The 3,845-nt window shown below is 67.4% G+C and carries 1 protein-coding gene; it reads right to left on the bottom strand.

The genetic code is table 11. From position 1 onward, the window contains the following. Positions 1-607 precede the first annotated feature (607 nt). Positions 608-3,355, bottom strand: a complete 2,748-nt coding sequence (gene ppdK, locus FNH08_RS46605; protein WP_322726544.1) for a pyruvate, phosphate dikinase — start codon at positions 3,353-3,355, stop codon at positions 608-610. Positions 3,356-3,845: the final 490 nt, after the last annotated feature.

Raw genomic sequence — 3,845 nt, 5'->3', positions numbered from 1 at the left:
TCTCCTTCGAGCTTCGACAACTCGAAGATCAGCCGGTGGCCGTTCTTGTATCCGGACACTCACTCCGACGCCGGGACAAACGCCCGGATCAGGTGGGAGCCCGTACACCACTTCTCAGGACGCAACCTGGTGTAGCCCACGAGTAGACATCCACCGTGCGGCGGACCATGCGAGGTTGAGGCCTTCTGGACTCTCGTGTGGCATCGGTGAAAGTGCGTGCGCTGTACCTGAGGTCGTAGAGAACCACGGAGCGCCAGGGGTTTCCTGATGAGCAGTCGTGTGCGCTCTGGCTGTGTGAAGGGGGACGGTGGTGGGCGGTGCGTGTCACGGGACTCCGTTCGCAGCGACCGCCAGGTATCTCCTGGCGGGCTACCTGAATCCCGTTGGCCCCGTCGAACGTGTGTTTTGCATGCGCGTCACCCTATCTCGATGCTTCCGGCGAGACGTCTCGGACCACCAGCCGACGCGAAAGGGCGGCACCCCCGCACGGGTGCCGCCCTCTCTTGGTGCTCCGGAGCCGCCGCCGATCGGTGAGGGTCGGGGACCGACGGCGGCTCCGGGTTCTGGTGGGGGCGGCGGACGGGCCGCCCCCTGGTGTCAGAGAACGTCAGCGGTGGTCGCTGCCCGCCGACTGTGAAGCCGCGCGGCCCGCCTCCAGGCGTGCCACCGGGATTCGGAACGGTGAGCAGGAGACGTAGTCCAGTCCCACCTCGTGGAAGAAGTGGACCGACTCGGGGTCGCCGCCGTGTTCGCCGCAGACGCCGAGCTTCAGGTCGGGGCGGGTCTCGCGGCCGGCCTTGACGGCGGCCTTCACCAGGGAGCCCACGCCGTCCTTGTCGATCGTCTCGAAGGGGCTGACACCGAAGATGCCCTTTTCCAGGTAGGCCGTGAAGAACGAGGCCTCGACGTCGTCCCGGCTGAAGCCCCACACCGTCTGGGTCAGGTCGTTCGTGCCGAAGCTGAAGAACTCCGCGGCCTCGGCGATCTGGCCCGCCGTCAGCGCGGCGCGCGGCAGCTCGATCATCGTGCCGATCGCGAGCTTCAGGCTCGTGCCCGTCGCCGCCTCGACCTCCGCGACGACCTGGTCGGCCTCCTCGCGGACGATCTCCAGCTCCTGGACCGTGCCCACCAGCGGGATCATGATCTCGGCGCGCGGGTCGCCCTTGGCGGCCTTGCGGGCGGCCGCCGCCTCGGCGATCGCCCGTACCTGCATGGTGAACAGGCCGGGGATGACCAGACCCAGACGCACGCCGCGCAGGCCCAGCATCGGGTTCTGCTCGTGCAGACGGTGCACGGCCTGCAGCAGCCGCAGCTCGTTCTCGTGCGGGTCCTTGCGGGACTCGGCGAGGGCGACACGCACCGACAGCTCGGTGATGTCCGGCAGGAACTCGTGCAGCGGCGGGTCGAGGAGGCGAACCGTCACCGGCAGGCCGTCCATCGCCGAGAACAGTTCCACGAAGTCCTGCTTCTGCAGCGGGAGAAGCTCCTTCAGGGACTCCTCGCGCTCGGCCTCCGTGTCCGCCAGGATCAGGCGCTCGACGAGTTCGCGGCGGTCGCCGAGGAACATGTGCTCCGTACGGCACAGGCCGATGCCCTGTGCGCCGAAGCGACGGGCGCGGTTCGCGTCCTCGGCGTTGTCCGCGTTGGCGCGCACCCGCAGCCGGCGCTTGCGGTCGGCGAAGGCCATGATCCGGTGCACAGCCTCGACGAGTTCGTCGGCGTCCTGGGCGCCCGCGTGCATCCGGCCCTCGAAGTACTCGACGACGGGGGACGGCACGACCGGGACCTCGCCCAGGTAGACCTTGCCCGACGAGCCGTCGATCGAGATCAGGTCGCCTTCCTCGACGACATGCCCGCCCGGCACCGTCATCCTGCGGCGCTTGGTGTCGACCTCCAGCTCCTCGGCGCCGCACACGCACGTCTTGCCCATGCCGCGCGCCACGACGGCCGCGTGGGAGGTCTTGCCGCCGCGCGAGGTCAGGATGCCCTCGGCCGCGATCATGCCGTCGAGGTCGTCGGGGTTCGTCTCACGGCGGATGAGAATGACCTTCTCGCCCGAACGCGACCACTTCACCGCCGTGTACGAGTCGAAGACCGCCTTGCCGACGGCCGCGCCCGGAGAGGCCGCGATGCCGCGCCCGACCTGCTCGACCTTCGCGTGCTCGTCGAAGCGCGGGAACATCAGCTGCGCGAGCTGGGCGCCGTTGACGCGCTGGAGCGCCTCCGCCTCGTCGATCAGGCCCTGGTCGACCAGCTGGGTGGCGATACGGAAGGCCGCGCCCGCCGTGCGCTTGCCGACACGCGTCTGGAGCATCCAGAGCTGGCCGCGCTCGATGGTGAACTCGATGTCGCAGAGATCCTTGTAGTGGTTCTCCAGGGTCTCCATGATCTGCATGAGCTGGTCGTACGACTTCTTGTCGATCTGCTCCAGCTCGGCGAGCGGGACGGTGTTGCGGATGCCCGCGACCACGTCCTCGCCCTGCGCGTTCTGCAGGTAGTCGCCGTACACGCCCTGGTGGCCGGAGGCCGGGTCGCGCGTGAACGCCACGCCCGTGCCCGAGTCCGGGCCCAGGTTGCCGAAGACCATCGAGCAGACGTTGACGGCCGTGCCGAGGTCGTGCGGGATGCGCTCCTGACGGCGGTAGAGCTTGGCCCGGTCGCCGTTCCAGGAGTCGAAGACGGCCTTGATGGCGAGGTCCATCTGCTCGCGCGGGTCCTGCGGGAAGTCCCGGCCGGCCTCGGTCTTGACGATCTTCTTGAACTTGGTGACCAGCTTCTTGAGGTCAGCGGCCTCCAGCTCCGTGTCGACCGCGACCTTCTTGGCCTCCTTGGCCTTCTCCAGCGCGTCCTCGAAGAGGTCGCCGTCGACGCCGAGGACCGTTTTGCCGAACATCTGGATGAGGCGGCGGTACGAGTCCCACGCGAAGCGGTCGTCGCCTGCCTGCTTGGCCAGGCCCTGGACGGACTTGTCGGAGAGGCCGATGTTGAGGACGGTGTCCATCATGCCGGGCATGGAGAACTTGGCCCCGGAGCGGACCGACACGAGGAGCGGGTTGTCGGCCTGGCCGAGCTTCTTGCCCATCGTCTCCTCGAGGGCCACGAGGTGCGCGCTGACCTCGTCACGCAGTGCCACCGGTTCCTCGCCACTGTCGAGGTAGACCTTGCATGCCTCGGTGGTGATGGTGAAGCCGGGAGGAACGGGGAGGCCGAGGTTGGTCATCTCGGCGAGGTTCGCGCCCTTTCCACCGAGGAGGTCCTTGAGGTCCTTGTTGCCCTCGGTGAAGTTGTAAACGAACTTCACGCCCTCAACGCTCTGAGCGCGGTGGCCTACGTGGGGATCTTTGTTTTCCGACACGGGTCCCAACTCCTCGAGGACGCGGTGGCTGCCCTGACGGCGAGGAACATACCCAGATCGAAGGCGCCTGGGTACGTCTACTTGCGCGTCATGCGCTTGTAACCACCCGTCCGCCACTAGATCGAAAGTCAAGGCTTGGCAAGGACAGACGGTGGCGTGTGTTCACTTCTTGAACGGGAGATCCTCCTCACCCCTCGCGGGCTGCTCAGGTGAGCGGCTATCCATACGTCTGAGTTTACTCGATGAACGATCAAAGCGTGGCACTGAGTGCCACCCCTTGAAGAACCGGAGTAGCTCATGATCCGCTCATCTGAGCGCAACCCCGATCAGGGGTGGCGAGAATCACGCCGTTCGGAGTACCCCGATATCAGCATGCGGACCGCGCGAGAGACGGAAACACCGCCGTCACACACCCAGCGCCGCCAGCCGCTCCTCCACGCGCTCCGGCGCGTACAGGTGCTCCACGACCAGCGCACCCGCCCCCACCAGC

Source organism: Streptomyces spongiae (assembly GCF_009377185.1).
Classification (GTDB): Bacteria; Actinomycetota; Actinomycetes; order Streptomycetales; family Streptomycetaceae; genus Streptomyces; species Streptomyces spongiae.
Note: the sequence above shows the minus strand (reverse complement) of the source record. Positions and strands in the feature narration are given on the sequence as shown.